At 62.1% G+C, this 26840-nt stretch carries 24 protein-coding genes and 1 pseudogene; 15 read left to right on the top strand and 10 right to left on the bottom strand.

The window, feature by feature from the left end:
* The first annotated feature begins 144 nt into the window (after positions 1 to 144).
* Positions 145 to 1935: a thiamine pyrophosphate-requiring protein gene (locus FJ548_RS00460; RefSeq protein WP_140776195.1), complete on the top strand. Its 1791-nt coding sequence runs from the start codon at positions 145 to 147 to the stop codon at positions 1933 to 1935.
* A 49-nt stretch (positions 1936 to 1984) separates the two neighbouring features.
* Here the strand turns inward: FJ548_RS00460 and FJ548_RS00455 are convergent, their stop codons facing one another.
* The gene (locus FJ548_RS00455; RefSeq protein WP_140776193.1) at positions 1985 to 2509 is read right to left on the bottom strand and encodes a DUF1993 domain-containing protein; all 525 of its coding nucleotides are present in this window, start codon (positions 2507 to 2509) and stop codon (positions 1985 to 1987) included.
* A 441-nt stretch (positions 2510 to 2950) separates the two neighbouring features.
* Between FJ548_RS00455 and FJ548_RS00450 the strand changes: the two genes are divergently transcribed.
* Positions 2951 to 3187, top strand: coding sequence for a hypothetical protein (locus FJ548_RS00450; protein WP_140776191.1), 237 nt, complete (start codon positions 2951 to 2953; stop codon positions 3185 to 3187).
* A gap of 687 nt (positions 3188 to 3874) precedes the next feature.
* On the opposite strand, the pseudogene FJ548_RS30215 reads toward FJ548_RS00450, so the two are convergent.
* Positions 3875 to 4239, bottom strand: a pseudogene (locus tag FJ548_RS30215) (IS1 family transposase); the annotation flags it as partial.
* Positions 4240 to 4673: 434 nt separating this feature from the next.
* On the opposite strand from FJ548_RS30215, the gene FJ548_RS00435 reads away from it, so the two are divergent.
* The 6 genes from FJ548_RS00435 (at position 4674) to FJ548_RS00410 (ending at position 11061) form a co-directional block, all read left to right on the top strand.
* Positions 4674 to 5219 (top strand): 2Fe-2S iron-sulfur cluster-binding protein, encoded by a 546-nt coding sequence (locus FJ548_RS00435; RefSeq protein WP_140608542.1) that lies wholly within the window; start codon positions 4674 to 4676, stop codon positions 5217 to 5219.
* Positions 5216 to 6193 (top strand): xanthine dehydrogenase family protein subunit M, encoded by a 978-nt coding sequence (locus FJ548_RS00430; protein ID WP_140608544.1) that lies wholly within the window; start codon positions 5216 to 5218, stop codon positions 6191 to 6193. The genes FJ548_RS00435 and FJ548_RS00430 overlap by 4 nt, the downstream gene beginning before the upstream one ends.
* A gap of 50 nt (positions 6194 to 6243) precedes the next feature.
* Complete coding sequence (locus FJ548_RS00425) at positions 6244 to 8520, top strand: xanthine dehydrogenase family protein molybdopterin-binding subunit (RefSeq protein WP_246678532.1); 2277 nt, start codon at positions 6244 to 6246, stop codon at positions 8518 to 8520.
* A 206-nt stretch (positions 8521 to 8726) separates the two neighbouring features.
* Positions 8727 to 9056, top strand: a complete 330-nt coding sequence (locus FJ548_RS00420; RefSeq protein WP_140608548.1) for a PepSY domain-containing protein — start codon at positions 8727 to 8729, stop codon at positions 9054 to 9056.
* Positions 9053 to 9718 carry a response regulator transcription factor gene (locus FJ548_RS00415; protein ID WP_140608550.1) on the top strand — a complete coding sequence of 222 codons (666 nt, stop codon included), beginning with the start codon at positions 9053 to 9055 and terminating at the stop codon, positions 9716 to 9718. The genes FJ548_RS00420 and FJ548_RS00415 overlap by 4 nt, the downstream gene beginning before the upstream one ends.
* Complete coding sequence (locus FJ548_RS00410; protein WP_140608552.1) at positions 9718 to 11061, top strand: HAMP domain-containing sensor histidine kinase; 1344 nt, start codon at positions 9718 to 9720, stop codon at positions 11059 to 11061. Before FJ548_RS00415 ends, FJ548_RS00410 begins: the two co-directional genes overlap by 1 nt.
* 7 nt (positions 11062 to 11068) lie before the next feature.
* Here FJ548_RS00410 and FJ548_RS00405 read toward each other — a convergent pair whose 3' ends face one another.
* The 7 genes from FJ548_RS00405 to FJ548_RS00375 all read right to left on the bottom strand — a co-directional run bounded on the left by FJ548_RS00405 (position 11069) and on the right by FJ548_RS00375 (position 17723).
* On the bottom strand, positions 11069 to 12589 hold the full coding sequence (locus FJ548_RS00405) for an RnfABCDGE type electron transport complex subunit D (protein ID WP_246671452.1): 1521 nt from the start codon (positions 12587 to 12589) through the stop codon (positions 11069 to 11071).
* Positions 12577 to 13296, bottom strand: a complete 720-nt coding sequence (locus FJ548_RS00400) for an FAD:protein FMN transferase (RefSeq protein ID WP_246671453.1) — start codon at positions 13294 to 13296, stop codon at positions 12577 to 12579. The genes FJ548_RS00405 and FJ548_RS00400 overlap by 13 nt, the downstream gene beginning before the upstream one ends.
* Positions 13297 to 13321: 25 nt before the next feature.
* Positions 13322 to 14389 carry an FMN-binding protein gene (locus tag FJ548_RS00395; RefSeq protein WP_246678519.1) on the bottom strand — a complete coding sequence of 356 codons (1068 nt, stop codon included), beginning with the start codon at positions 14387 to 14389 and terminating at the stop codon, positions 13322 to 13324.
* A 218-nt stretch (positions 14390 to 14607) separates the two neighbouring features.
* A complete protein-coding gene (locus tag FJ548_RS00390; protein WP_140608556.1) occupies positions 14608 to 15033 on the bottom strand; it encodes a type II toxin-antitoxin system VapC family toxin in 426 nt (141 codons plus the stop codon).
* Positions 15033 to 15275 carry a type II toxin-antitoxin system prevent-host-death family antitoxin gene (locus tag FJ548_RS00385; RefSeq protein WP_140776187.1) on the bottom strand — a complete coding sequence of 81 codons (243 nt, stop codon included), beginning with the start codon at positions 15273 to 15275 and terminating at the stop codon, positions 15033 to 15035. Before FJ548_RS00385 ends, FJ548_RS00390 begins: the two co-directional genes overlap by 1 nt.
* Before the next feature lie 188 nt (positions 15276 to 15463).
* The gene (locus FJ548_RS00380) at positions 15464 to 16765 is read right to left on the bottom strand and encodes an epoxide hydrolase family protein (protein WP_140776185.1); all 1302 of its coding nucleotides are present in this window, start codon (positions 16763 to 16765) and stop codon (positions 15464 to 15466) included.
* A 301-nt stretch (positions 16766 to 17066) separates the two neighbouring features.
* Complete coding sequence (locus FJ548_RS00375; RefSeq protein ID WP_140776183.1) at positions 17067 to 17723, bottom strand: VOC family protein; 657 nt, start codon at positions 17721 to 17723, stop codon at positions 17067 to 17069.
* A 291-nt stretch (positions 17724 to 18014) separates the two neighbouring features.
* On the opposite strand from FJ548_RS00375, the gene FJ548_RS29720 reads away from it, so the two are divergent.
* The 7 genes from FJ548_RS29720 to FJ548_RS00345 all read left to right on the top strand — a co-directional run bounded on the left by FJ548_RS29720 (position 18015) and on the right by FJ548_RS00345 (position 24998).
* Positions 18015 to 18158, top strand: a complete 144-nt coding sequence (locus FJ548_RS29720; protein ID WP_181165559.1) for a hypothetical protein — start codon at positions 18015 to 18017, stop codon at positions 18156 to 18158.
* Between the two features lie 181 nt (positions 18159 to 18339).
* Complete coding sequence (locus tag FJ548_RS00370) at positions 18340 to 20283, top strand: FUSC family protein (RefSeq protein WP_246671455.1); 1944 nt, start codon at positions 18340 to 18342, stop codon at positions 20281 to 20283.
* Complete coding sequence (locus FJ548_RS00365) at positions 20280 to 20483, top strand: DUF1656 domain-containing protein (RefSeq protein ID WP_140608564.1); 204 nt, start codon at positions 20280 to 20282, stop codon at positions 20481 to 20483. The genes FJ548_RS00370 and FJ548_RS00365 overlap by 4 nt, the downstream gene beginning before the upstream one ends.
* 12 nt (positions 20484 to 20495) lie before the next feature.
* Positions 20496 to 21815: an HlyD family secretion protein gene (locus FJ548_RS00360; RefSeq protein WP_246671456.1), complete on the top strand. Its 1320-nt coding sequence runs from the start codon at positions 20496 to 20498 to the stop codon at positions 21813 to 21815.
* A 364-nt stretch (positions 21816 to 22179) separates the two neighbouring features.
* Positions 22180 to 23076 (top strand): enoyl-CoA hydratase/isomerase family protein, encoded by an 897-nt coding sequence (locus FJ548_RS00355; protein WP_140608566.1) that lies wholly within the window; start codon positions 22180 to 22182, stop codon positions 23074 to 23076.
* Positions 23077 to 23190: 114 nt separating this feature from the next.
* On the top strand, positions 23191 to 23910 hold the full coding sequence (locus FJ548_RS00350; RefSeq protein WP_140608568.1) for a hypothetical protein: 720 nt from the start codon (positions 23191 to 23193) through the stop codon (positions 23908 to 23910).
* 308 nt (positions 23911 to 24218) lie between these two features.
* Positions 24219 to 24998, top strand: coding sequence for an alpha/beta hydrolase (locus FJ548_RS00345; RefSeq protein WP_140608570.1), 780 nt, complete (start codon positions 24219 to 24221; stop codon positions 24996 to 24998).
* Between the two features lie 225 nt (positions 24999 to 25223).
* Here FJ548_RS00345 and FJ548_RS00340 read toward each other — a convergent pair whose 3' ends face one another.
* Complete coding sequence (locus tag FJ548_RS00340; protein ID WP_140608572.1) at positions 25224 to 26837, bottom strand: MDR family MFS transporter; 1614 nt, start codon at positions 26835 to 26837, stop codon at positions 25224 to 25226.
* Positions 26838 to 26840 lie beyond the last annotated feature (3 nt).

The following is a 26840-nucleotide window of genomic DNA, read 5'->3' as shown; positions in this document are numbered from 1 at the left end:
GGGAGCGGTGAACACCATTGATCGATAAGGAGCTCGGCGGACCGATGGCTCGGACCAAGAGCCGGCGAACAGTGGCGAGGCTGGGAACGGGACGTCGCCACGCTGGTTAATTCCCTTTCCAGCCATGATCGAAAGGCTCCTCTCATGTCCAAAACTGTTGGCGATTTCCTGATCTCGCGCCTCCACGCCTGGGGCGTACGGCGGATGTTCGGATACCCGGGTGACGGCATCAACGGCGTCTTCGGGGCCCTCAACCGTGCGGATGGGAAGATTGAATTCGTCCAGGCACGACATGAGGAAATGGCCGCGTTCATGGCGTCGGCCTACGCCAAGTTTTCTGGCGGACTTGGCGTCTGCATAGCAACTTCCGGTCCCGGCGCGACGCACCTCGTGACAGGTCTTTATGATGCGCGCCTTGACCACCAGCCCGTCTTGGCCATTGTCGGCCAGCAGGCGCGTAGCGCGATCGGCGGCCACTACCAGCAAGAAGTCGATCTTGCCTCGCTGTTCAAGGATGTGGCGGGAGATTTCGTCCATCAGGCCGCCGTGCCCGCACAGGTCCGTCACCTCGTTGACCGGGCCGTTCGCATTGCGCTGGCAAACCGAACCGTGACGGCGCTCGTCCTGCCGAACGACTTGCAGGAGATGCCTTATGAGGAACCGTCCCGCGCTCACGGCACGGTGCATTCCGGCGTCGGCTATCGCAAGCCGTTGGTTATTCCACACGCGGATGATTTGAAAGCGGCCGCCGATATCCTCAACGAAGGCGAGCGTGTCGCAATCCTCGTCGGCGCTGGTGCCCTTGCCGCGACGCAAGAGGTGATCGACATCGCCGATCGCCTTGGCGCGGGTGCCGCAAAGGCGCTTCTCGGCAAGGCGGCTTTACCGGATTTTCTCCCTTGGGTAACTGGCTCGATCGGGTTGCTCGGAACGGAACCCTCCTGGGACCTGATGCGGGACTGCGACACGTTGCTGATGGTCGGATCCGGCTTTCCTTATTCGGAGTTCCTGCCAAAAGAAGGTCAGGCCAAAGGCGTCCAGATCGATCTTAAGCCCGGCATGATGTCCTTGCGCTATCCGATGGACGTCAATCTTGTCGGCGATGCAACTGAGACGCTCAAGGCTCTGCTGCCATTGTTGAAGCAGAAGAAAAACAAGTGGCGCAAACAGATCGAGAAGAGCGTAGCCGACTGGTGGAAACTTCTGGAGAAGCGAGCCAAGACAAAAGCCGACCCAGTCAATCCGCAACTGGTGGCATGGGAGCTTTCGCCGAGATTGCCGGACAATGTCATTCTGACGAGCGATTCCGGATCCTGCGCGAATTGGTACGCGCGTGACGTCAGGATCAGGCCGGGGATGATGGCATCACTCTCCGGCGGCCTCGCCTCGATGGGCGCCGCTGTCCCTTACGCGATCGCCGCCAAGTTCGCGCACCCGGACCGGCCGGTGGTGGGGCTTGTTGGCGATGGAGCCATGCAGATGAACAACATGGCGGAACTGATCACCGTCGCCAAATACTGGAAGTCGTCCTGGCCGGACGGCCGGTTCATCATCTGCGTCTTCAACAACCAGGATCTCAATCAAGTTACTTGGGAGCAGCGGGTCATGGAAGGCGACCCGAAGTTCGAGGCGTCGCAGCGTATCCCGGACGTGCCCTATCATCGGTTTGCCGAACTGATCGGTCTTAAAGGCTTGTTTGTCGATCGCCCAGAAGACCTCGGACCGGCCTGGGACGAAGCATTCGCGTCCGATTACCCCGTCGTCCTTGAGGTCAAGACCGATCCCGAGGTCCCGCCACTTCCCCCGCATTTCACCTTCGACCAGATCAAAAACCTGACATCGTCGCTTGCAAAGGGCGATCCCAGTGAAACCGGTGTTATTCGCGGGACCGTCAGGCAGGTTCTGGGTTCGATACTGCCGGGCAAGTCAGACTAGCAGAAACTGGTGGAGTGCCGAGGTCCTTCCGTTGAGGCTAGATTTCATCTCAGGATGATCTGGTGCGCAGCCGACCCTCGTAATCATGCTTACCGAGCGGCACGCCTCGCGAACGCAGGATGTTGTATGCGGTGACGGCATGGAAATAGAAATTTGGCAGCGAGAAAGAGAGGATGAAGGTCTCCGCGGTGAAGGCAAGCCTTCGCGGGCCGATCTGAAGGTCCAGGTGCTTGCCCGAGCAGCCGTTGACCTCATCGGGGATGAACGCCTCCAGCATCATTTCTGCCTTGCCGATCATGGCCTGCAGGTCAGCGAAGGGAACAGGTCCGACCAAGGCGGGAGGGGTGAACGCGCCGGACTTGAGGGCCTCGACCCCCCAAACGGAATGATGCCACGCCGCCTCGATCTGAAAATGGAAGGGTGCCATGTCATCGAAGAGGCGGGTGTGCACGATGTTATCGGGATCGACACCGGTGTTCGAGAAATGCGTGGCCGCACGGTCGAGGAAACCTCCGATGGATCTCACGGTCTGCAGGAAGGTTGGCACGCTGAGATCGTAGAGCGATGTCCGCATCGGTCATTCTCACGAGCAATTTGAATTTCCACATTCAGCATGTGGCACGATGGCTGCAACCGCAAGGCAAGCGCAATTATCGACTGGCGGCGGTCTTGCCCAGTGGAACCCTGATTCGTGCGGAACATTTGGCTGCTCGTCGCATTTTTGCACCGGAATCGATGGAGGCAGGGAGGTTGGCTTGAAACGTCGAAAAATCGACAGGGAAAAAATAGAAAGAGCGAACAGAGAGTCCAAATTGGTGCTGGAGGCTGAACGCCAGGCGAGGCTGGCGAAAACGGCACGTCTTCGCCAACAGCGCCTTAAGCTCACAATGTCCTCCGAACCCAGGTCGGTAGAGTCCGTCAATGCAACTTCCACACCAAAATAGCAGCCCGCAAGGGTCGCTTTGAGGGATTAACCCGTGAATTCCGACCTTGGCTTATCGGGCCCTCGGATTGAGTGAAGTCAAGCCACGCGGTAGGCATCGATCCTGACGACATTCGCGACGAGGTGGGCGATCTCCCGGAATACATCGCTGAGGCGATCAACGAGCAGGACGCCCCGATCGAGTCCGACGATCGGATCAACAAGGGAGCCGAAACACGTTCACGGCTTTTTCGAGATGATCCCGCTGATGGGGCGCCATCAGCATTGTCTCGCCGCACTGGGGCCAGTGCCTGGCGCTATCCGGATTAGAGGCGCAACCGCTCGTTATGATTTTGCATGGAAACAGCGGCAATTTCCGCCGGCCTGTGATGGAACCCTCTTTCAGCAGCGATGTTATTCATCACCCAACCGGCCGGCAATCATAAGCCTGGCGGCGCAATGGGCCTCACGCGAAAACAAGGCGAAGTGGAGGATCGAACCCTTCAGTCGAACGGCCAAAACCAAAGACCGCAGGCAACACCGAGCCCGGCCATTGAGAAGACCTCCGGCGCTGGTCCCTCTATAGCCGAACACTCAAAGGATGCAAAAGCGGGGTAGTGGGTCAGTTTGAAATCTGACCCGTCGGCCTTGCTATGCAATAGAAACAAAAGCCGGCGAGCAGAGCAGCGAGTGCCCCTAGCGTAGCGAGTGATCTGAAATGCCCGTCACACGGAAGGATCAAAAAAGAAAAACTTGCTGCGATAAGAACCGCCGCTGAAGTCCACGTTCCCGGTCTTGCGGCAACAGAGCGTGGGAAAGCGATGGCTGCAGCAACTGCTGCTAAGTAAAGCGGCCAAGACATTAGGAAGCCGGCCGCAACATAAACGACGAAAAGCGAAAGTGTCTCAGACCATGGAATCTCCGGCGAAGGATTTGACACGGCTAACAAACCTCCAATCACGCCGAACACATAGGACAGCGTGATTTTTGAGGCGAGCGAGACCCTTTGCCTCAGTGTCATGCTACTGCCCGCTTCTCGTAACGGCCGCGCACGACCGGCCTTTCAGCTTCCTTCGCCTCGATCAGTGCCACGATATCCGCGATCTCCCAAAGCTTGTCGGTGACGCCAGCGGCCATCGCCGGGTTACGCGCAGAGAAGCATGAATTCGCACAAAATTATAATACATGAAGTGCAGGGCAACAGCATTTGCGTGAGCCTCAACCTTCTTTGAGAAGCCGTTGGTCAGGCGCGTGAAGCGGCGCATGTGCATGCGCATCTTAAGATTCTGGCGTTCCGAAAATGACGTGCTGACATGCTTGATGTCGGGGTTTCCTTCGATCCGCTCTTTACGTGCGCAAGTGCATTCGGCAGGGTTGTACTGACCCACTACCAAAAAGCGGCAAAGGGCGGCCGCCAGCCTGGCGCCTATGTGAACGACTGAAGATGGCCCGATGACTGCCGCCTCGCTTTCACGAGTACAGCATAAGAAAAATACTCGCGGCCACGGAATGCAAGGCAGCGTGGCCGCGAGTGACGCCCGGTCTCAATCGCTCTTGAGGCGGATGTGGGTCTCATCGAATTCGATTCCGCCGCCTCGGTGCAGCCGTTCATCGAGGCCTGTCGCAAGCTGCGCCTATGGGCCAGGGAAGGTGCCGTCAAACTGTGACGACGCACCGAGGCTGAACAGTCCTTGCGTCCTGGCCCTCGGGCCAGGCAGCGAAGATTGCACTCAATCGCTATCGGATGTCTCGACGTGGGTTGACCCCTCCGTCGCGAGCGCCAAGTAACCTTCTCTACGCCGATAGCGAGGTCGCCATGTCCATTATCGTCAACGGCTCAGCCGTGCCACTGCCCGCCGACCCACGGGTTTCACTGCTTGATCTTCTGCGCGAGGAACTCCGGCTCACGGGCACAAAAAAGGGCTGCAATCAGGGCGCGTGCGGGGCCTGTACGGTCCTGCTCGACGGCGAACGCGTGGTTTCCTGCCTGACCCTTGCCGTGCAGGCCGAAGGGCGCGCTGTCACCACTGTCGAGGGTCTTGCGCAAGGAGACGAGCTTCATCCGCTTCAGCAGGCGTTTATCGACCGCGACGGTTTCCAGTGCGGCTATTGCACGCCGGGACAGATCTGCTCCGCCATCGGCATGGTGGCGGAGTTGGGGCGGGGCCTTCCCAGCCACGTGACCGGCGATCTGAGAGCCGGTTCAATCCCTGCCAGCCGCGAAGAGCTGGCAGAGCGCATGAGCGGCAATCTGTGCCGGTGCGGCGCGCATAACGGCATCATCGATGCGATCGCCGCGACGTTTATCAGCAAGGAGGCCGCGCAGCCTTACCGGCCCGATAGCCCGGAGATGGCAGCATGACCCCGTTCCAATACTCCCGAGCGACAAACGCGGCCGAGGCGGTACAGAGAGCAGGCCTTGAGGCAGCCAAATATCTTGGCGGCGGCACCAATCTGGTGGACTTGATGCGCGAGACGATCGAGCGCCCGGCCATCCTGGTGGATGTGACCGGGCTGCCGGCAAACATAGATGAGCATGAGGGCGGATTGCTGATCGGAGCGGCAGTCCGGAACACCGCCTTGGCCGAGCACCGCGCGGTGCGCGAGCGCTATCCCGTTCTGGCCCGCGCCATCCTTGCCGGCGCCTCCGCTCAGATCCGCAACATGGCGACGGTGGGTGGCAACATCCTGCAACGCACACGCTGCGCGTATTTCTACGACGACGAGGGATCGCGCTGCAACAAGAGAACCCCCGGACAAGGCTGCGATGCCGCGGACGGCTTCAATCGCATGCACGCAATTCTGGGGGCCTCGCCGGCCTGTGTCGCGACGCATCCTTCGGACATGTGCGTGGCGCTGGCCGCGCTCGATGCCAAGGTCCATCTCGAAGGCAGGACAGGCAAGCGGACACTGCCGCTGACCGATCTTCACCGCCTGCCAGGCGAACACCCCGAAATCGAGACGGTTCTGGAGCCAGGCGAGTTGATCACCGCCGTCGAACTGCCGCCGCTGACAATGGCTTCAACCTATCGCAAGGTGCGCGACCGCGCGAGCTATGCTTTTGCCCTTGTCTCCGTCGCCGCGGCGCTGCGGGTGGAGAACGGTGCCGTCAAGGCGGTGCGCCTCGCCCTCGGCGGAGTGGCGCACAAGCCCTGGCGGGCCTGGAAGGCCGAGGCGGCGCTGAAAGACGGTCCTGTTACCGCCGAGGCCTTTCGGGCGGCCGCGGAAGCGGAACTCGCGGACGCCGTTCCGTTGCGTGACAACGCGTTCAAGATCGAACTGGCCAAGCGCACCATCGTCAGCGTGCTTGGCGAATTGGCGGGAGAAGCCGCATGAGCATCCTGGAACAAGCCGGCGAGGCGGCCAAGGGCGCGGCCCAGGGCCTGATGAAGAAAGCCATTGAACTGGCACCCGACAGCTGGTTGCCAGGCGGGAAGCCCGATCCGCTCATCCATCACCAGCATGGGCATGTCGGCAAACCCATGTCGCGGATCGACGGGCCTCTCAAGGTCAAGGGCGCGGCCCGTTTCTCCGCCGAGTTCCCGCTCGCCGACATGACCTACGCGGCTGTGGCGTTCAGCACGATCGCCAAGGGCCGGATCGCTGCCCTGGACATCAAGGCTGCGTCGGAAGCGCCGGGCGTGGTTCTGGTGATGACGCACCTCAATGCGCCGCCCATGAAGCCGACGCCGCTGTTCATGACGAATGCCAAGGCGGCGGGCGGCGATAATCTGGCGGTCATGCAGGACGATCGTATTCACTGGAACGGCCAACCGATCGCCGTCGTCCTGGCAGAAACCCAGGAGCAGGCGGATCATGCCAAGTCACTGATCCGCGTCGAATACGAGGCCGAGCCGGCGACCACTTCGCTGGCCGCTGCCAAGGCGCAGGGCACCGAGCCGGGTCAATTCATGGGCGAACCGCTGAAGCTGGAAATCGGCGATGCCGAGGCGCAATTGGCTGCGGCCCCGCACAAGATATCCGTGACCTACCGCACACCTCGCCAAAACCACAATGCCATCGAGCCGCACGCCGCGACTATGGCATGGAATGGCGAGGAACTGAGGGTGCATGATGCCTCGCAAGGCGTGGCGCACACCGCCTGGTCCTTGGCGAAGATCTTCGACATCGACGAGAAGCAGGTGAATGTCACGTCGCCCTATGTGGGCGGCGGCTTCGGCTCGAAGTGCCTGTGGCAGCACCAGGTGCTGGGTGCGGCGGCGGCGAAGCTTGCCGGCCGGCCGGTGCGGATCGCCCTGTCGCGCGAAGGCGTGTTCAGGGTGGTCGGCGGCCGCGGCCTGACCGAACAGCATGTGGCGATCGGCGCGCAGCCGGATGGCCGTTTTACCTCGATCATCCACACTGGCGTCACCGTGATGACCCGGCACAATGCCTTTCCCGAGCCGTTTATTATTGCGACGCGCAGCGGCTATGCCGCCGACACCTTCAAGCTCGATGTCGAGGTGGCGTATATAGACATGGCGGCTAACACCTTCATGCGGGCGCCCGGCGAAGCTGTCGGCACATTCGGGCTCGAATGTGCCATTGACGAACTGGCCGAAGAACTCGGCATGGACCCGATCGAACTGCGCATCCGCAACGAGCCGGAGAAGGATCCGACCGAAGGCACTCCCTTTTCGTCAAGGCATATCGTCGAAGCCTATCGGGCTGGCGCCGAGCGCTTTGGGTGGAGCCAGCGAACCGCGCCCGGGACGCGCCGTGAAGGAGAATGGCTGGTCGGCATGGGGTGCGCGACCGGCACCTATCCCTATTACCGCATGCCTGGTGGCGCGGCTCGCATCACGCTCACCCGCGACGGCCGGGCGACGGTGGCGGTGGCGGCGCATGAGATGGGAATGGGCACGGCTACCGTGAACTTATCCGTCGCCGCCGAAAGGCTTGGCCTGCCGCTTCATTCTGTTTCGATCGAATACGGGGATTCGACCCTTCCCGGTGTGATCCTGGCGGGTGGCTCGCAGCAGACGGCATCCATCGGAGCGGCCGTAATCGCCGCCCAGCGCGTGCTTGTGACCGAGTTGCTCAAGCTCGCGGGAAACGATTCGCCGCTGGCGGGGCTCGGCGCCGACCAGGTCGGCGGCTACGATGCAGGCCTGGCCAAGCTCGATGAGCCGGAACGCCACGAGAGCTACGCTTCCATCCTGTCGCGTGCGGGACGCGACGAGGTTGTGGCCGAGGCGAGCGCGCCTGCGCCGCTTGAACTGCAACACTGGTCGATGCACTCTTACAGCGCCATCTTTTGCGAGGTGCGCGTCAATGCCGTGACCGGTGAGACGCGGGTCAACCGTGTACTCGGCTCATTCGATTGCGGCCGGATCCTCAACCCGAAGACGGCTGCAAGCCAGTTCCGCGGCGGCATTATCATGGGCCTCGGACTGGCGCTGATGGAGGAAACCGAGTTCGACGAGCGCAACGGTCGCATCATGAACGCCAGCCTGGCCGATTATCACGTGCCGGTGCATCTGGATGTTCCGCCGATCGAGGTGATCTGGACCGACATCGCCGATCCGCACACGCCGATGGGCGCTCATGGCATCGGCGAAATCGGCATTACAGGCACCGGCGCCGCGGTCGCCAACGCGGTTTACAACGCCACCGGGAAGCGCATTCGCGACCTGCCTGTCACGCTCGACAAGCTGATGTGACCGATGTCGGCCTGGAGCAGGGCGCGTAGGCCCCACGATCTGCTTACTGATCGCGGACCGGCCTCGATTGATCGGTGATTGCCGGGTTGTCGGCAATCGCAGCATCCGCAATATTCGAGTCGAGCTTGCTGGGTACGAACCTTTGCTGTCTGCTGGACGATGGCTGACAGCGGATTGACAGCCTTTGTGTGCGAGATGCCTGGTTGATGACAACCATTCTCAAACGACTTGTCGTGGCTGGCCTTATTGGGCTCGCCGCCGCCCAGCCGCTCGCAGCGCGAGCCGGCGAGGATGACGACGGCGATCACGACCGGGCAAGGGACCTTTACGAGCATGGCCAAATCAAGGGCTTTGCCAGGATTCTGGATATCGTGCGCGCCAAGGCGCCCGGCGATGTTGTTGCCGTCGACCTTGTCCGCCTTGGGAGCAAATGGATCTATCGCTTGCAGGTTGTCGGCGCGGACGGCCGCCGCAAGCTTGTGGATGTTGATGCTGGAGCCGGCGTGATCGTAAGAGGCGAAGGGGGCGACCGTTGAGAATCCTCCTGGCCGAGGACGAACCCCGGATCGCGGCGGACGTCGCTGCAGCGCTGAAGGCGTCCGGGATGGCCGTCGATGTGGTGCGCGAGGGTGAAGAAGCCTGGTTTGCGGGCGATGTCGAGAACTATGACGCGGCCATACTGGATCTCGGCTTGCCCAAGCTCGATGGTCTAACCGTCCTCAAACGATGGCGAGCCAACGGTCGCCGGTTTCCAGTCCTCATCCTGACGGCGCGAGGCATGTGGACGGAGCGCGTCGAAGGCATCAATGCGGGCGCCGACGACTACCTGCCCAAACCTTTCGAAATGGAGGAACTGCTGGCGCGATTGCGGGCGATCCTGCGCCGTTCGACAGGCCAGGCAGCGCCGGTGCTCAGATCCGGACCCTTGCTTCTCGACACTCTTCAAATGCGTGTTTCGGTCCAAGGTGCCCCTGTTTCACTCTCGCCTCTCGAGTACAGGCTTCTGGCGTACCTGATGCATCATGGCGGGCGCGTCGTGGCACCGACCGAACTGACGGAGCATCTGTACGATTCCGGCAACGATCGTGATCCCAATGCGATCGAGGTCATCGTTGCCCGCCTGCGCAGGAAGCTCGGCAGCGACATCATCAAGACAAGGCGCGGCTTCGGCTATCTGATAGCCGATGATGGCAGCTGATGGGAAACTCGATCCGGTTCAGGCTCTGGCTGGCGGCCACGATTTCAATTCTCATCGCCCTTGCCATCGCAGGCGTTGGGTTGCGCTATCTGTTCGAACTGAATGTAGAACGGCGTATCGTCAGTGAGCTCACCGTAGACCTCAACGAACTGATCGGCGCCACCGCTTACGGTGCCGACGGCCACCTCTCTGTCCAGGCGCCGCTGACCGACCCGCGTTTTTCCATTCCTCTGTCCGGCCACTATTGGCAGGTGGAGGACATCGCATCGAGCTATCTTGTCCGCTCGCGTTCGTTATGGGATGCGACCCTTGCACTGCACGCACACCAGATCGGTGGCGAGCTCAAGGAAATCAAGGAGTTCAAAGGGCCGGAGGGAGAGCTCGCAATCGCGGTCGCGCGTACGGTCATCGATCCCGGCGGCCGATCGTTTCGTGCCATCGTCGCCGAGAACCACCGCAGCGTGGAAGTGGCGGTGAGCGAATATGTCCGCGATCTCGCGCCGGCCCTGATCGTTCTTGCCCTGGCCCTAATGGCCGCATTCTTCATCCAGATCACTGTGGGTCTCGCCCCGCTGGAAAGCCTGCGGGTCGCGGTCCGAAACGTTGTCGCCCAGCGCGCGACGCGGCTCGAAGTGGCGGCGCCTCGGGAGGTGCAACCGCTCGCCGATGAGATAAACCGCTTGCTTGAGGCCCAGGACAAGGCGCTTCTACGCGCCCGCTCACGCGCGACCGATCTGGCGCATGGGCTCAAGACGCCATTGCAGGTGCTCTCAGCGGACATTCGCGCGCTGCGGAAGAAGGGCGAGACGGAGCTAGCCGGCGATATTGAAAGAAGCGCCAGCGCGATCCGGCGACACGTCGAGCGGGAACTGGCCCGGGCCCGCCTTGCACCCGGCATTTTCGGCAAGGCCACTTGCCGCGTCTTCGAGACCGCGGCCGGCGTGGTCGGCGTGGTAAAACGGACGCCTGGCGGCAAGCGTCTTTCCTTCGAGATCGATGTCGCCGATGATCTTGTCGCGCCGATCGATGAAGGAGATCTGTCGGAGATACTCGGCAATCTCGTTGAGAATGCCACGCGCTTTGCACGATCATCGGTACGCATAGCGGCATCCGTGACAGCCGCGGCCGTAATTATCGCCGTTGCTGATGACGGGCCAGGCATCCCGGACGCGGACCGGCAATCCGTCCTGTCTCGCGGGGTTCAACTGGACAGCAAGGGCGGCAGCAGCGGCCTTGGCCTCGCTATCGTTTCGGACATCGTGGAAGCCTACGGCGGAAGCCTTGCCATGGCAAATGCCGACCCGGGCCTGATCGTGACCATTTCGGTCCCAAGGCACGGGTGACTGCTCGTCAGGCAAAGCCGGGGAAGTAGTCGACCTTTATCCTTGAACGGCGCACGCCCATGGCGCGAAGCTTCTGGCGAAGCGCCTTGACCATGGCCTGTGGGCCGGAAATGTAGAACGTCCGTTCGAGATAGTCGGGGACCGCCAGGCGTATCAGGCGCTCGTCGATATAGCCTGGATACTGGCCGCGCTCGGCGCCCCGTGCGACGGCATGGATTGTCCTGATGCCGAGTTTTTGCCTGGCGGTGCCGAGCACATCGCGATAGGCGATATCCTGCTGTCCCTCGGTTCCGTAGAGAACGACGATCGGGCGTCTCTCGTCGCGGTCGAGCAGATGTTGCAACATGGAGCGGAATGGGGTGATGCCGATCCCACCGGCCAGGAAGGCGATCTTTGTTCCATGGTTCGCCGGAAGGGTGAAGTTGCCTGCCAACTGCGCGGCATGGATTCTGCCGCCGGGCTTCATGGCGATCAGTTCGCGCTTGAAGGCGCTCGATTGCGGGTAGAATTTCACGCCCAGACGGACGGTTTCCTCGGTCGGCGCCGAGGCGATGGTGAAATAGCGGCGGTTGCCCCGATTGTCGGAGCGGTTCATGCCGAGCGTCCACTCGAGATATTGGCCCGCCTCGAAGGCCAGCTTTCGCGGCGAACTGAAGACGAAGTCGTAACTGTCGATGGCGGAGCGCTCTATGCGTTCCAATGTCAGCACGAAGCGGCCCTTCGGCCCTGCCGCGTAAGCAAACACATTGCCAGCGAGCAACGCCAGCTCCGGCGTGAAATAGAACGAGCCGATATGCACGTTGGGAGCGAACAGGAAACCGACGACCGCCGCGAAGGCGATGCGTGGCCAACGCGTGGTAGGCGCCGTCAACGGCTCGGTCAGCATCACGAAGGCGAAGAACAGCAGCGGCGACGAGGTCAGCGTCTCCTTGAGCGCCTCGCCATAGAGCGATGGCTCTGTCGTGGCCAGGATGGTGATCAGCGCCACGATCAGGAAGGCCGCGACGAGATCCAGGCGCCGCAGCTTTCGCACAACGAGAATGCCGCCGACCAGCACGAAGGGGAGCAGCCATGAATTGCCGCCGGCCCACCAGGTGGCGGGCTTGTCCAGAAGCAGCGCCGACAGCGCCACGCCGAGCGCCGCCGGGTTGAAAACATGCTTCCGCCCGACTGCGAAGATGAACTTGGATGAGATCGCCCAGACGGAGGCGAATGCCACGGCGCCAATGCCCGTGAGGTCCGTTGCGGCCACCGGATCGAGGATGAGGGCAAGGATGAGCGCGGTGATGTAGACGGACTCCTTGTTTGCCGGAACCTCGAAGACCAGTTCGAAGGCTTTGTTGGTGATCCAGCAAACCGCGAGCGTCAGCGCGGAGGTAAAGGCGAGCGCGAGTGGATCGTAGGGCACGAGCTTGGCAAAGGTGAAGGCGAAGGCCGTGACCAGCAGGGCCGTCAGATAATAGAGCACCAGCCTGTACATGGTCAGGTGATCGAGGGATCGGTCGAGCGCCTTGATCATGGTTCGCATAGGTCTCCGAAACCGGTTGTCAGCGTTGCCCGACCGTCGATGTCGATGACATAGCCCTCGAGGCCGGAAACCTGCTCGATGAAGTGGATGCCCTTCCGGCCCATTGCGAAGGCGGCGGTGGCGAAGCGGTCGGCGTCGAGCACGTCGGGTCCGACAACCGTCAGGCTGACAATCCCGGTGATCGGATCATCGAACCCATGCGGGTTGTAGATGTGTTGTCCGCGCGCATAGGTGCCGGAGGTCGCGACGCCGAGACCACGCGGGTAGAGGACCTTGACGATTTCATCCATTTTGAAGGGATTGCGGATGCCGATGCTCCAGTCGGTTCCGGAGGCGTTCTTACCGCTCGACTGGACGTCGCCGCCGGCTTCGATGAAGAAGTCCTTGCCGCCCGCTTGGCGAACGAGGCCCGCGGCGTTGCGGATTGCCCACCCTTTGACGATTCCCGAAGGATCGAGCGAGCCGTCCGGCCTGCGAATGTCGAAGTAACCGCCCGTCTCGTTCTTCGTGCGCTCGGCAAGTGCCAGCACTTCCATCATCTCGCGGCTCCAATCCTTGACCGGAACGTCGCCGCGATTGATGGCGGAAATCTCGCTGTCGGTCTTGTACGTGCTGAAGCGCCGGTCGATCCGGTCGAAATAGCCGAAGACGTCCTCGATCAGCGCGCCAGATGCGCCACCGATGTCGACCGTAATGGGCATTCCCATCAGAACGCGGGTTTCGTGCATCGAATTAGGAAGAAGCCTTCCTGAGCGCGCCGTGGAGCGATTGGATGAAGGCCCTGCTGCTCAGCGTTGCGCCTGAGATGATGTCCACATTGGCGCTTTGCGCGCTGATCGCCTCGTCGCGCAACATGGGCAGCGCCTGTCTGTTGATGCGGACGGAGGTGCTCCGGTCCGACGGATATTTCAGCACTTTCAGCGCGGTCAGACGGCCGCCCTGTATGGAAACCTGGATCTGCATGGGGCCGTAATAGGCGTCCGTAACGGGACCGGCATATGTTCCGTCCCTGAAACCGTGCGTGGCCGGACTTGTCGCGATCGCCTTCATTCCTGCGCGGATGACGCGAGCCGGTGCCTGGGGATAGTCCGGCCGCGATTGTGGGATAGGGATGTACACGGCGGGAGTTACGGCGAATGACGAAGTCTCCTGCGTTTCAGCAGCGACGCTCGGCTGAGGTTTGGCCACGGCTGGCTCCGGTGCCGGGGCCGTGGACAGCGAGGCCGGCAGCCGCGACGCCTGCGATAGCCTGACCGCGGCTTGCTCCGGCTCTGGTGCGGGCATCGGAATGGCCGCCGTCGTTTCCTTGCTGATCGCCGACGACGGCACGTCGACACGGGGCTCCAGCCGCGTGCTCTGCCGGCGAGGCTCGAGCAAGGCTGGCGCTGGACTAGGGGCGGTATCCGCGGGTGTTGCGGGGATGGCTGGCTGCCCGGCATCTCGCTCCGTAGCGTCGGCAGGAAGCGCCGAACCAAGCATATCGTCCGTCTGGGCCTTGCCGGGTTGTTCCCAGACATAGGCGCCGGAGGCGGCGATCACGAACAGCGACAGGGCAATCTTTTTCATCCGCGTTTCAATCCAGCTTGGCTTATGCACTGGCGAATCCATTCTGGATCGCTTGGGACGCATTATCCCACGACGAAGCTGACAATTGGCTGTCAGTAGGCAACGGCTCCGCCGTTCGACCTCGGCCGCAGCAGCGGCAAACCTGCGCCACGACGGCGTGGGCTTCCCCGTTTCCTGCACGATCGCCCGCTTCTGCTCGTCGCGAATCCGGCGGCAATTCGATTGCCCGTCCACGGCTTTTCGGTGTCAAGCGTATCTACGCCGCGCGCAATTAGCAGCGCTGCTTGATTAGGCCCAGGCACTCAGCCTGTTTCCAGTTGTTTGCTTCTGTTCCGGCGAATGCACTGTAGTGATAGTGCTAGGGCCCACACCCAAAAAGACGCGGTAAAGGGCCTAACCGCGTCAAAACAATCGAGTGGGAGTGACAGGTAAAAGCAGCGAGAGGGCCTGCTTCATGTCAGCAACTGCGTCGGCACCCCAAGCGCTGGACCGGCCTCACTGAGCCGCTGATCGAGCGTGTGCACTGTGGCGCCATGCTCCGATGCAATGGCGAGATGCAGCGCATCGCCGGCTCGAAGCCCAAGCATATGCTGATCGGCAAATTTCGCCGCGGTCCGGAATTGCCAGCCCGTCACGCCGAGCACGGTGAAGCTCTCGGCGACCAGCTTGTTGAACATGGCGAGCACCCCGGCGCGCTGTTCCAGGCTGATCTGGCCGGTCCGCAGCTTGATCGCCATGGCCGAAGACGTCTCGGTGATGGTCCAGTCGCTGATCAGAAGCTGCGCCGCATCCTGCTCCGCCAGCCAGGCCTGAACACGCGGCGTCATCGCTTCATTGGAGAGCGCCGCGACGATCAGCGACGTGTCGAGATAAAGCATCAGTAGCGGTCGCCGTCCCGCATCGCTCGCACCAGATCAGCAGCGCTTTCAGTCTGCGGTTGCATAATCGCCGTCAGAGACCGGAGCACGGCAGCGTCGATTGGTTTGCGAGGCTTGGCCACGGCGGTGAGCCGTGCAACCGGCTTGCCGCGCCGGGTGATGTTGATTGAATCGCCCGCCTCGACCCGGTCGATCAACTCGCTCAGATGGGCCTTGGCGTCTGCCAGATTGATCTCATCCATGCCATTCTCCTGACCATGTAGATGGTCATATAGCGTGTTCAGCTCAAGAATTCCAGCGCGACCTCTCGACGTCATCGATTTCGAACCAGCGGCGCTTGGTCAAGACTAGGGCAACGTGGAGCGGGATTGCAGTCCCGCTCCACGTCCCGGGAGGAGAGCGGAACACTCATGTTCCGCTCGGGGGGATCTCAGGCTGACCGCAACTGCCGGAAACTTGCGCGAACTTCCTCTGAATAGAATTGCGGCTGTTCCCAGGCAGCGAAGTGCGTGCCTTTGGGAAGCTTGTTGTAATGAATGAGCTTGGGGTAGGCCTTTTCCGCCCAGCTCTTTGGGGCGGTATAGATCTCGCCCGGAAACGCGCTCACCGCGAATGGGATGGTGTTCACGCCCTTGACGTCGAAAAAGCCCTTCTTCGCCGTGGCGCTGGCGTCCCAGTAGAGACGCGCCAATGACACCGCCGTCTTGGTCAACCAGTAGAACGTGATGTTGTCGAGAACGTCGTCAGGGGTGAGGCCTTCGGGTTGTCCGTCGATCGAGCGCGCGATCATCGCGTAGCTGCCCGCGTCGTGATCGAGGATCCAGGCCGCCAGGCCAACCGGCGAATCCTCGAGCGCGTATAGCGTCTGGGGGCGTAGTGACATCTCGTTGGCGTAGCCCAACCCCTTCTTGTAGAAGAGTTCGAGTTGGTTCCACGCATTCTGCTCGTCGGCGGAGAGCCCGGCGGGCGCCGGCTCGTGAAGATTGAGCGCCTTGGAGATATCGGCAGGAAGGGTCCCCGGCATGTTCGAGTGAACGCCAAGCAATCCGGGAGGTGCCTGCACGCCCAATTCGTCGCCGACCTGCGCGCCCACGTCGCCGCCAGCGGCGACGAAATTCGTGTAGCCGAGCCGCTTCATTAGCGTGACCCAGGCGCGTGCAATGCGTGGTGTGTCCCAACCTGTGACGGTTGGCTTGCCTGAGAATCCGTAGCCCGGCAGCGACGGAACCACGATGTCGAACGCATCCGATGCGCTCGCGCCATGCTTGGTCGGATTGGTCAAGGGATCGATGATTTTCAGCTGCTCGATGATCGAGCCGGGCCAGCCATGCGTGACGATGAGCGGCAACGCATTTTCATGCTTCGAACGGACGTGGATGAAGTGGATGTCAAGCCCGTCGATCTCGGTCACAAAATGGGGCAGGGCCTTTAATTGCGCTTCGCACCTTTTCCAGTCGTAGTCCGTCGCCCAATACCGCGCGACTTTCTGGATCGTCGACAACTGCACGCCCTGGCTCGCGTCCGCGACCGTTTCCGATTTCGGCCAGCGGGTTGCGGCGACGCGCCGGCGGAGATCGGCGAGGTCCTCGTCCGGAAAGCTGAAAGTGAACGGGCGGATCGCCTCCGCGTCAGTCGCCGCATGCAGCGCCTGAGGCAGCAGGCTGATGACCCCGGCGGCGGCGGTGGCAGCGAGAACTTCGCGCCGGTTGGGCGATAGCGAAATGGGTGACATGACGTGCTCCTCTCTTCGGTCGGTGCGTTACGATGCGCTACACAAATCGACTGTCGGCCGAGGCAAATCCATTGCACGTTGGTATCGGTAATACTTTCGGATCGGTTCGGGCAATGCACAGTCGGCTTGAAGAATCGACATGATCGCAAGGCACGGCAAAAGCGCGCCCCGTTCCCGGCGCACGCTTTCAAACGGATGTTCATCGACGCGCTTCCGGCCGATGCCGCCGACCGGATCGTCGCCAACGCTTGCCGCGTGAGCGGCTGGCAAGCAGGCCAACGGACTGCTGATGCCAGGAATCCTACTGCGGCAACGGCCTGCCGGCCCGCTCGGCGACCATGTACTCGGCGTACCATGCCGGCCAGTTCACATCGTGGCGGCCACCGTCGCGCTTCTCGTGCTCGCCATGGGCGGTCGCCGCGCGTAGCAGCGCGGCCTCGAGTTCGCCCGCCGAACTATACGCTGTGTCGCCCGAGTCCACGCGTCCGGGGAGTCGGGTGGTGATCTCCTGCAGCAGCCAGCTGTTGCCGTCCGGATCACGGAAGGTGGCAAACGAGTTGTAGGTGCGGCGCTCCGGATCAACGCCCGGAATAGCAGGGCCGCCAACGGCGGCGCGGTGGAACACTTCACTTACACCGGCGCCGCGCGCTATGAGCGCGGCGCGTGCGGCCTCGATGTCGGATACGACGAGATAGAGATTTTGCGATCCTGGCGCGGCCGAAGTGAGACCCTTGCCGAAGTGGATCGAACCCAGCGAACCGGGCGGCGTGAATTGCACGACCCGGAACGCATCACCTTTGACGAAGTCGGCGTCGAGCCTCCAGCCGAGGCCCGTATAGAAGGCCTTGGCACGATCGATGTCGGACACAGGGATGACGACGACTTCCAACTTCAAGTCGACGCGGGGCGCAGTGGCGGCCCCAGTTGAAACTTCCTTGGTTGCTGCGAGAGTGCTCATGTCGGGCTCCTTGAATTTGGCTGGCTTGAGTTTGGCTGCCTTGAGAGTGGTAACGGTCCCAAGGGCGGTCAATTGAGCGAAGGTATCGGTGGCTGCCGCTTCCTCACTTAGTCCAAGTCGACTCAGTCCAAATTGCCCAACAAATGGACCCGCGTCGGCCCTCCGATCCTCCATCATGCCTTGATATTGGTTCGTTGCGGACCAATCCAAAAGTATTGCCAACACCATCGTGTGATAGATTTGCGGGCGCCTTAAGTCGATCTCTAGCGTATCCGACAGAGGAGATGCGCCATGAACGATCGACGATTTTTCAATTCCGACACCATGACAATCAGAGCGCCCAGGGAGACCAGCGTCAGCCAGGCGCGATGGATACTCATGCCGCTGTTCGGATTGTGGATCGCGTTCTCGATCGTTGGTGTGGTCCTCGGATGATCCGGAGCCATGCAACGGCCTCGCCGCGGTCGGCGGGCTTTCTAGGAGGTTCGACCTTGACGTCCTTCTACCGGCTCTTTCGGGTCATCGATCTCGATCTTCCCACCTCAGATGCGCCGTCAGGCGCAGGGTTGCGCGAGCGCGCGGGCCGCGGGGAATTTCTCAAGATTGGATTTCGGACGTGAGCGCAACCACGGCACAATCGCCCTTCACTGTCGCCGGATTTCCTGTCTGGTCATGGGCCTTTGCGGTCCGCATCTGGATGGCCGCGATCGTCGCCTTGTTGGTAAGTTTCTGGCTCCAGCTCGAGGTTCCGTCCTCGGCCATGCTCACCGTGATGATTTTGGCGGAGCCGACGCGCGGGCAGGCGCTGGAAAAGGCCGGCTATCGCTTGATTGCGACTGTCATCGGGGTGGTCGCCTCGATCGCGATCGTGGGTTCGCTTTCCCAGACGAGGGAGTTGCTGCTCGTGGCATTCGCGGCATGGATGGGCCTTTGCATCTATGCGTGCGGACTGCTCGACGGGTACCGCGCCTACGCAGCGGTCCTATCGGGATACACCGTCGCGTTCATCGCCATCCAGCAGATCGACAATCCACAGAGTGTCTTTGAAGCAGCAATGGAGCGCGGTGCCGCGATTGCGGTGGGGGTGCTGTCGATCACGCTCGTGAACGATCTGCTGTTGGCCCCCGACCGTCATCCGCAACTTGGAACACAACTCGCGGTCCTTCACCGCCGGGTGCGAAGTTATGCGCGAGCCGCCATTCGCGGCCAGGCCACCGATACGGTGGCGGTCGCGACCTTGATCAGAGCGATCGTCGCGCTGCGCCCGGATATTTCAAGCCTCGCCACGGAGTCGAGCAGCGGCCCCGTGAGAAGCGATGCGGCTCGGAGCGCGATGGTCGCGCTTATAGCCGAGTTGCAAGCTGTGCGTGCCTTGGAGGTGCTTCCCGCGACCTTCGATCCAGCTCTGCGCCAGCGACTGGCTTCCTTGTTCGATTTGGATGCCGGCGAGCCTTTGCGGACCCCGCTGAACGAGGATGACCTCGTTTTGTCCGGCGCCGCGTCGACATCATCTGGATGGGCGCTGCAGGAACTGCTGCGGCGGGACACGCAGGTTCGCCTGCATTTTTCCGCGCTGAAATCCGCCGTTCGTCCACCGTGGTCATGGCGGGCGCCGCTCTACCGCTCGCAGCGCATGGCGATGGAAAACGGTATCCGGGCGGCAGCATGCGTCGCGGCAGCTTCGCTCTTCTTTGTTCTGGCGGGCTGGCCGAGCGCGAGTTCCGCGCTCTCGCTGGTCGCGGTCACCCTGGGACTGAGCGCGACGACGCCTGCGCCGCGGGCATTCGCCGCGATCGCCTTTGTCGGAGCACCGATCGCGGTCGCTCTGGCCGGCATCCTCGAATTCTTCGTTCTCAATGGCGTGTCCGACTTCCCGCTGCTGGCGATCGGCCTTGCTCCGTTCCTGATCGGAGCGGCGCTCCTGGTGACCCTGTCAAACCCGATCCTGTCCGGCCTCGGCAAAATCAACCTGATCTTCATTTCGGCCATCTTGGCGGCGAGCAATCCGCAAACTTACAATCCGCAGTCGTTCCTCTTCATTTCATTCTTTATCTGTGTCGCGACGGGCTTGTTGCTCGCGACCCAATACCTCATTCCTCCCATATCGGACAGCCAGCGCAGGCGCTGGCTGCTTGCATCGGCTCGAGATGACATTCGCCTGCTGTCGGGTGGCGCGGATCAACGCTACGCGCCCGAAGAGGCTGCCTTTCGCGATGCCGTACGGGTCGGACAGATCGCCGCGGCCGGCCCGACCGATGCGGAGTACCGAGCTTCCGTCGAGCAAGCGCTGGCTTGCTTCGATCAAGCAGCGGTGATCCGCTTGCGCGCAGCCCAGCTTGCTCGGCCGACGCATGGCGCGGCGGCTGGCTTGGTCGAGCAGGCGCACGCAACTCTGACCGCGCTTGATCCACAATACATCCGCGCCTCCGCCCACAGCCTGAGTGGGCGTGCCGGGGCTGGCGACGTCGCAGCCGCGACGAGTGCGACGCTCGTCATTGCCAATGCCGTTCTCGACCGGCCGCCCACCGACGCTCCCGATATTTACGGACGCGGGTCATGACGCACGACTTTCATGAACTCGTGATCGGCGGAGTCCTGTTCGCTCCTTTCGTTGTCTACGCGGTCGCGGCGCTCGCTATCGTGCTGGTGCTTCGGCCGGTCTTGCACCTCATCGGCTTCGCTAGGATTTTCAGCCACGTGTCGATCGCCGAGTTCAGCCTCTATGTGACCGTTCTCGGAGCCCTTGTGCTTCTGGCCTGATGGAGAATGTCAATGGAAACGCAGCTCAAGATGGATCTTGTCCGGGAAACGCCGGCGGTCCAGGCGACGGAGTCACCTAGTCCTCCATCGACGCAAACAGAGGGGGCAGCACCGACCGAGAACCTCTACCTTCTTGCGCCGGCCCCACCGCAAGACCGTGCTCAGACGGCTCTCGTGCCGCAAGGTGGCCCCGTGCAGAAGCGACATCCCGTGCAAGAAGCGTTGCTCGCAACGGCAAAGCGGCTGGCCACTCTGGTCGTGGCGCTGGCCGCCGTGCTGGTTTCCCTTCTGGCCTGGGACCACTATCTGACGGCCCCATGGACGCGAGACGGGCGTGTCCGCGTTCAGGTCGCGAGCGTGGCTCCCGAAGTTTCTGGCCGGATCAAGGATCTGCACGTTGCGGACAATCAGTTCGTGCACAAAGGCGATCTCCTCTACGTGATCGATCCGTTCGATTTTAACGTGGCTCTGCGCACCAGCAGGGCGACGCTGCAGCAAAGAGCCGCCGATTTGCAGGTGAAGGAGCGGCAATCGGAACGACAGCGTAAATTATCGAGCGTTGCCACAACTCCCGAGCAGCAGCAAATCTACGCCGGCAATGCGATTCAGGCCGAGGCCGCGTTCGAAGCCGCGCAGCAGCAGGTCGCCCAGGCTGACATAAATCTGAAGCGCACCGAGGTTCGCAGTCCGGTGAACGGATACGTGACCAACCTGCTGCTGCGCGCCGGCGACTATGCTCGCCAGGGCATCACCAACGTCTCGATCATCGACACCGACAGCTTCTGGATCGACGGATATTTTGAAGAGACCAAGATGGCGCGAGTCTGTACCGGAGCTCGCGTCGAGGCGAAATTGATCGGCTACCAGGCGCCGATCATCGGGCATGTCAATACGATCACCCGTGGCCTCAGCGTCGCCAACGCAACCGCCGGCGCACAGGGACTTCCAAACGTCGATCCGATCTATACCTGGGTGCGGTTGGCGCAGCGCGTTCCGGTGCGCATTGCCATCGACGAAGTGCCGCCCGGTGTGCCGCTCGTATCCGGCATGACCGCCACCGTGACGGTCCGGGACGCCTCCGATCGCTCGACCTGGTTCGACCGGGCGCAAGCGAGCGTGTTGAACGTTCTGGACGGACCCTCGGTGCGGCCAGACTGTGTTGCCACCGCCCCGACCGACGGTGACCCGTCGCAATCTGTCCCGGCATGGGAAGCGGAAGCGGCCCCGGAGCCGGAACAGATCAATCCAGGCTTGGCCACCGGCATACAGATGACCCCGGCCACAATTAGCGCCGCTGGACGAGCTGAGGAAGCCATCGAGGGCGGCCACTGATGGGAATGCGGCCGTTTCGCTGTCATTTGCCGCGCTAGCACCGTTCTTGGGCGCCTTAGCTTCCATCGCCCTTCAGCTCCAGCGCGGCTGTTTCCGCGATCCGCCGGCTGTTGAATCTCGCACATTGGCCCGGCAGCGCCGCCGCTTGCTGGTCTGGCCGATACCTAGGTGCAATTGCTGGCGGGCCTCCAAGCGATCACATTAGGCCTGCCAAAATCTCTGCGGAAATATCCGGTCCCCAAACGGGGTCACCACGCACGCATCAGGACCAGCATCGGACTTCGGCACTCGTGCTGAGCGCGGCGCCCGCAAGGCTCGCGCTGCTCAGCCGCCTTTCGACGTCTTGAAAATTTGGAGCCATCCAGTGGAAACATTCGACGTGGCCGACCGCATCGATCACAATCGCCTTCCGGCTCCCGGCACGCCATCGGGCGCCACGGCGGTCTTCGAAACGTTCAAGGTGCGCAGGGAAGGCGCCGTTCTGTTCGCGGATATTGCCGCACCGCCGATGAACCTTCTGGGGCCGGCGATGGTGCGCGACCTGGTTTCCCTCATTCAGCAGGCCGAGGCCGACAGCGGCATCAAGGTGCTCGTGTTCAGAAGCGCTGACCCGGACTATTTCATTCCCCATGTCGATGTGACCCAAATCCAGCAGTACCGTGAGGAGGCCGCGAAGCTCACGGGCGAGGCGTCGATCGGGCTCATGTTCCGCCGGCTGAGTGCGAGCCGACTGGTTACCATCGCGCAGATTGAAGGCCGCGTACGCGCCGCGGGCAGCGAGTTTGTCCTGGCGTGCGACATGCGCTTCGCCGCCCAGGGGGCAGCGATCTTCGCGCAGCCGGAAGCGGCATTCGGAGCGGTCCCCGGCGCAGGAGGCATTCAGCACCTGGTGCGTCTGATGGGGCGTGCGCGCGCGCTGGAGGTTATGTTGAGCGCGAGGGACTTCGACGCCGATCTGGCCGAGAGGTACGGCTGGATCAATCGCGCGATGCCCGCCGACGTCCTCGGCGATTTCGTCGGATCGCTCGCTCACCGGATTGCAAGATTTCCAGCTGCAAGCCTCGCCATGGTCAAGAATCGCGTCAATGACATCGCGCTCGCGCCAGTCGAGGCTTTTCGACGCGATTCCGACCTCTTTGGCGAGGCCTCACGCAGCCCAGAGGGCCAGGCCCGCTTCCAGTCGGCGTTCAAGCGCGGCTTCCAGACCCGGGAGGCGGAGATGGATTTGGCTGGATTGCTGGGCGAGCTGGACGATCACTGACCTGAGGGCCACCGGACAAGCTTTGTGCTCCGCCCGTGCGGAGGAGACCAAACCAGAATTCACCAGAGCACTTGCGCAATGTTTGTCAGCACAATGGAACCATCGGAGATACTCATGAGCACGTCCGCACCAGTGATGACCCCGTCTACCAGCGTGTACGTCACCCCAGCCTTCTGGGAGCGCTTGTGGCGCTCTAGCGGCATCCAGTCCGTCGGCCTCTTCATCATCGCTTACGTGATCCATGGATATCAGCCGCAGGTCGGTTCGTCGGCTGATGCCCTCGTCGCTTTCTACGATGGAGATCGCGCGCGGATCCTGATCGCGTCGATTTTTTCCGGCCTGGCGGTTCTCAATCTTCTGTGGTTCGCGGCAGCGCTGCGGACCACCTTGGCGGATGCAGGACAAGATGGCTGGGGCGCGGCCGCGACCGCCGCCAGCGCCATGCTCGGGGCCCTGATCCTCCTGCAGATAACAATGGGTACGGCGCTCGCCTACTCGATCGCCGGTTCACAAGATCACACGCTCCTATCCGGACTGAACGACTTCGCGTGGGTTCTCGGTGTGCTGACGTCGTTTCCACGCGCGATGCTGATCATGTCAGGAGCGTTCGGCCTTTGGCGGGCCAGATTGATTTCCAACGCACTTTTCGCAGCCGGTGTAGCGGCTGTCGTGCTCGGACTGCTGGGCGGTACCACATGGCTAGGCCACGGAATCTGGGCGCCCGATGGGGCCTATTCGCGGTTCGTCTCTCCCATTCTGCTTTTGCTGTGGGTTCTGGTCGTGAGCCGGGTTCTCCTGGGCAGGGCACCCGCGACGCGTGCCGGATGGTGGTGAGGATGCTGCCGCGGCTGGTCCTGCATCGGGGAGCGGCCATCGATCGGTTCGCACGCATCCCGCGTGATCGCGCCTGCGGGCAGACGTCGAGCCGGCCGCAGGCGGCAGCCGGCGACACCTTCGTCCAATCGCCGCGACAAACAACTCATGGTTAGATCGCACCCGCGCTCGGGGTATCACCTGGAAAATCAGGGTACGCGGCGCTCGTCATCAAATGAGGGCATGCGGACGCACGAGCGTCACGGCGACGCTATCGCATCGACAACGTCCCCGGTTTGAACCTATCGGTCGAAGAAAAGGAACCTAAGATGAAAATTCTCGCTGCAACTCTAGCATTTGCCGGTCTCGTGCTCACGGGGGCCACGGCAACTGCCCAGCCGGCCAAGCCGACAATCGTCCTGGTGCATGGCGCCTTTGCCGATTCGTCGAGCTGGTACGGCGTCATCGCCATTCTCGAGAAGCACGGCTATCCGGTCGTTGCCGCCGCCAACCCGCTGCGCAGCGTCAAAGGCGACGCCGACATCGTCCACGGCCTCCTCGCAACCATCAAGGCGCCGGTCGTGTTGGTCGGGCATTCCTATGGCGGCATGGTGATCAGCAATGCGGCGAACGGGCAGGCCAACGTGAAGGCTCTCGTCTATGTCGCGGCCTTCGCGCCGCAAGCGGGAGAAAGCGCAGGCGGCCTCGATAGCAAGTTTCCAGGGAGCCTGCTCGGCCCCGACACGCTCGCGACGCCGGTGCCTCTGCCGGGCGGTGGCAGCGATCTCTATGTTCGGCAAGACAAGTTCCAGCAGGCCTTCGCGCCGGACCTGCCCAAAGCAGAAGCCAAGTTGGCGGCGGCGACGCAGCGACCCATCACCGATATCGCGTTCGGCGAAGCGGCGACGGACCCCGCCTGGGGGACCATCCCGTCTTGGTTCGTCTATGGCGACCACGACACCGCGATCCCCCCGAAACTGCATGCCTGGATGGCCGAGCGCGCGCATTCTCGTGAAACCGTGGTCGTCAAGGGCGCCTCGCATGTGGTTATGATCTCGCATCCCGACGCCGTGGCGAAGGTCATCGAGGATGCGGCAACCGCCCAATAGGGCGACCCGATGTCGGGCACGAAGACCTACGGCCTCGCTGCGAGATGCTCTGTCGTGAGAATCCGATGTTCCCATGATCGAGAGATTCGGCAACGACCGTGACCAGTCTGGGCTTCGCCGGCGGCTGCCTCGGCCGCCGGCGAAGCCCTTAGTTTGCGATGACTCGACGACATACGGTATAATTCCACGAAGATGTCGCCGCTGCTTTCGGATTGTTCCGCGTGATTAGTGAGCACCGCCTCCGCCACCCAGCTCGATCTTTTTGGTGAAGAGGAGGGCGACCGCGGCAAGCGCGAGGACGATACCGATCACGCCGAAGGTGTCGCTGAATCCGAAAATGAGCGCCTGGCGATGCACGGTGGCGCCGATCACGCCGATGGCCTTGTGCCGTGCGACAGCCATATCCGTTACCCCATGAGCGAGAAAGTACTGTGTGAGCTGGTCGATCCTGTCGCGCACCTCGTCTCGATACAGGGTCACGGACTGACCGATGACATTGGAGTGGAACTGCTCGCGCTTGGTCAGCACCGTGGCCAACGTAGCCGTGCCGACCGCTCCACCGAGGTTGCGCAGCATGTTCGAGAGACCCGACGCGGCACCCGCCTCGCTCGGCGAAATGCCCGCGGTCGTGATGACGGTGATTGGAGTCAACACCAGCGCCTGACCGATGGCGCGCACGATGTTCGGCAGGAGGAACTGATCTCCGGCGCTGTCGAGCGACAGATGAACGTTCATGAAACAGCTGACGGCGAAGATACTGATGCCGACGAACCCGACGGAGCGCGCGTTGAAATGCTTCAGCAGGGATGGCACAAATGGAATTATGAGAAGCTGCGGCAGGCCGGTCCATGCCAACACCAAGCCGATCTGCTCCGCGTTATAGTGCTGCACCTGGCCGAGATACTGAGGCAGGATATAGACGGTTCCGAACAGCGCGATGCCGACCAAGACATTGACGATTATGCCGATGCCGAAGTTGCGGCGCTTCAGAAGGCGGAGCTGGACCAGCGGCTTCTCCACCTTGAGCTCAATGAGGATGAAAGCCGAAAGGAATACCGCCGCCGTCAAGGCGAGCTTTACGATGAACGGCGACTGGAACCAGTCGTCCTTGTTGCCCTCTTCGAGCACGGTCTGCAGTGCAGCCAGCCCGATCGCCATTGTAGCGATCCCTGCCCAGTCGCCTTCTTTCAGAAGCGACAGCTGCATGGGCTTCTTTTCGAGCGTGAAATAGAGTGCCACGACCATTATGATGCTGGGTGGCGTGTTGACGAAGAAGATTGTCTGCCATCCATAATTTTCGGTCAGAAAGCCGCCGATCGTCGGCCCGATTGCCGGCGCGAAGGTGACGGAGAGCGCAAACAAAGCCAGCCCGAATGGTTGCTGCGACTTGGGCAGCTTGGTCAGAACCATGGTGAACGCCATCGGGATCAGCACGCCGCCGGCGAAGCCCTGCAGGCCGCGCAGCAGGATCATCGAGCCGAGGTCGTGAGCGAATGCACAAGCCGCCGAGAACAGCGGAAACAGCACCGCATTCACCAGAATGTAGCGCCGGAAGGAGAAAACACGGCTGAGATAGTCGGTGAGCGGGATCACAATGATCTCGCCGATCAGATAGGACGTCGAGATCCAGGCGCCGTTGTCGACGCCGGTGCCGATCCCGCCTTCGATATCGAGCAGGGACGCGTTGGTGATCTGGATGTTGAGGATCGCCATGAAGGCGCCGATCATGCCGGCGAACACTGCTATCCAGGCCGCGGTCGTCGCTGTCTCGGAGGGGACTGGCGGAAAGGCGCGGGGCTCCGTGGGCGAAGCCGCGGCAGTTTGTGTCGTCGTGGACATTAC

The organism is Mesorhizobium sp. B2-4-17, assembly GCF_006441275.1.
In the GTDB taxonomy this organism is placed as follows: Bacteria; Pseudomonadota; Alphaproteobacteria; order Rhizobiales; family Rhizobiaceae; genus Mesorhizobium.
The sequence above is the reverse complement of the archived record's forward strand: the minus strand, read 5'-3'. Positions and strand labels throughout refer to the sequence as shown.

Excerpts from the sequence above, each read along its gene's own strand:
- FJ548_RS00390 (WP_140608556.1), bottom strand. The coding sequence starts at position 15,033 with ATGCTTTATCTCGACACGTCGCTGATCGTCGCGGCGCTCTCCAATGAA.
- FJ548_RS00400 (WP_246671453.1), bottom strand. The coding sequence starts at position 13,296 with ATGGGAATGCCCATTACGGTCGACATCGGTGGCGCATCTGGCGCGCTG.
- FJ548_RS00410 (WP_140608552.1), top strand. The coding sequence starts at position 9,718 with ATGGGAAACTCGATCCGGTTCAGGCTCTGGCTGGCGGCCACGATTTCA.
- FJ548_RS00365 (WP_140608564.1), top strand. The coding sequence starts at position 20,280 with ATGACGCACGACTTTCATGAACTCGTGATCGGCGGAGTCCTGTTCGCT.
- FJ548_RS00345 (WP_140608570.1), top strand. The coding sequence starts at position 24,219 with ATGAAAATTCTCGCTGCAACTCTAGCATTTGCCGGTCTCGTGCTCACG.
- FJ548_RS00360 (WP_246671456.1), top strand. The coding sequence starts at position 20,496 with ATGGAAACGCAGCTCAAGATGGATCTTGTCCGGGAAACGCCGGCGGTC.
- FJ548_RS00420 (WP_140608548.1), top strand. The coding sequence starts at position 8,727 with ATGACAACCATTCTCAAACGACTTGTCGTGGCTGGCCTTATTGGGCTC.
- FJ548_RS00340 (WP_140608572.1), bottom strand. The coding sequence starts at position 26,837 with ATGTCCACGACGACACAAACTGCCGCGGCTTCGCCCACGGAGCCCCGC.
- FJ548_RS00425 (WP_246678532.1), top strand. The coding sequence starts at position 6,244 with ATGAAGAAAGCCATTGAACTGGCACCCGACAGCTGGTTGCCAGGCGGG.
- FJ548_RS00375 (WP_140776183.1), bottom strand. The coding sequence starts at position 17,723 with ATGAGCACTCTCGCAGCAACCAAGGAAGTTTCAACTGGGGCCGCCACT.
- FJ548_RS00380 (WP_140776185.1), bottom strand. The coding sequence starts at position 16,765 with ATGTCACCCATTTCGCTATCGCCCAACCGGCGCGAAGTTCTCGCTGCC.
- FJ548_RS00455 (WP_140776193.1), bottom strand. The coding sequence starts at position 2,509 with ATGCGGACATCGCTCTACGATCTCAGCGTGCCAACCTTCCTGCAGACC.
- FJ548_RS29720 (WP_181165559.1), top strand. The coding sequence starts at position 18,015 with ATGAACGATCGACGATTTTTCAATTCCGACACCATGACAATCAGAGCG.
- FJ548_RS00405 (WP_246671452.1), bottom strand. The coding sequence starts at position 12,589 with ATGCGAACCATGATCAAGGCGCTCGACCGATCCCTCGATCACCTGACC.
- FJ548_RS00430 (WP_140608544.1), top strand. The coding sequence starts at position 5,216 with ATGACCCCGTTCCAATACTCCCGAGCGACAAACGCGGCCGAGGCGGTA.
- FJ548_RS00385 (WP_140776187.1), bottom strand. The coding sequence starts at position 15,275 with ATGGATGAGATCAATCTGGCAGACGCCAAGGCCCATCTGAGCGAGTTG.
- FJ548_RS00350 (WP_140608568.1), top strand. The coding sequence starts at position 23,191 with ATGAGCACGTCCGCACCAGTGATGACCCCGTCTACCAGCGTGTACGTC.
- FJ548_RS00435 (WP_140608542.1), top strand. The coding sequence starts at position 4,674 with ATGTCCATTATCGTCAACGGCTCAGCCGTGCCACTGCCCGCCGACCCA.
- FJ548_RS00460 (WP_140776195.1), top strand. The coding sequence starts at position 145 with ATGTCCAAAACTGTTGGCGATTTCCTGATCTCGCGCCTCCACGCCTGG.